We start from the raw sequence: 1,067 nt of genomic DNA on the forward strand, positions 1-1,067 counted from the left end.
CTTGACGCTTGGTGCGCAGACGCTCGTCCACGCCGTGCAGGTCATAGAGCATGACGTACGGCTTGGGCAGGTTGCGCAGGAAGGTCAGGACTTCGACGAGTTTGGCGCGCGCCACCCACAGCACCGGCATGCCGGTGCGGGTCGACTGAGCGGTAAACGCTTCGGCGCCAAAACGGTTGTTCAATTCAACGACCACATCCTGGTCGTCTGCCTTATAAGGCGGGATGTACAGAGCGCTGCCTGTAGTCATGGTTATTTTTTCGCTTTCGGTCAACGTAAAGAATGAAGCCAGCTTCTCGTTTCTTTGTCAGAACAGATCTGGATCAGACTTCGTCAGGGCTGCGCAGGTTGGTGACTGCGATTCGCTGTTCGCGGCGCTGTTCCTTCTGCGAAGGCATGTCGGCGCGATAAACGCCTTGATCGCCAACGACCCAGGAAAGCGGACGACGCTCCTTGCCGATCGATTCCTGCAACAGCATCAAGCCTTGCAGAAATGCTTCCGGACGAGGAGGGCAGCCAGGTACGTAGACGTCCACGGGCAGGAACTTGTCCACCCCTTGAACCACAGAGTAGATGTCGTACATGCCACCGGAGTTAGCGCACGAACCCATGGAGATCACCCACTTCGGCTCGAGCATCTGCTCGTAGAGACGCTGGATGATCGGCGCCATCTTGATGAAGCAGGTACCGGCGATAACCATGAAGTCGGCCTGACGCGGCGATGCCCGGATAACCTCGGCGCCAAAGCGCGCGATGTCGTGGGGCGCCGTGAAGGCGGTGGTCATTTCCACGTAGCAGCACGACAAGCCGAAGTTGTACGGCCACAGGGAGTTCTTACGTCCAGTTGACCGCGCCACTCAGCACGTCTTCCAGCTTGCCCATGAAAATGTTTTTGTGGACTTGATCTTCTAACGGATCGGAAACGGTTTCCCGTTCGCCAATCGGATACTGCTCGTTAGGAGAATCGGGGTCGATCCTGGTGAGATTGTATTGCATTGCCAAAGCCTCATTGTTTCAGCTTCGCCTGCCGCGTGCGACGAGCTTCCGGAGCCCAGAAAACGGCGCCC

The 1,067-nt window shown here is 57.5% G+C and carries 1 pseudogene; it reads right to left on the minus strand.

What is annotated here, in order from left to right:
• Positions 1-323: 323 nt before the first annotated feature.
• Positions 324-996, minus strand: a pseudogene (locus ACIOMO_RS27915) (NuoB/complex I 20 kDa subunit family protein).
• Positions 997-1,067: the final 71 nt, after the last annotated feature.

It is taken from the genome of Pseudomonas sp. NPDC087804, from assembly GCF_044742965.1.
Lineage (GTDB): Bacteria > Pseudomonadota > Gammaproteobacteria > Pseudomonadales > Pseudomonadaceae > Aquipseudomonas > Aquipseudomonas rustica.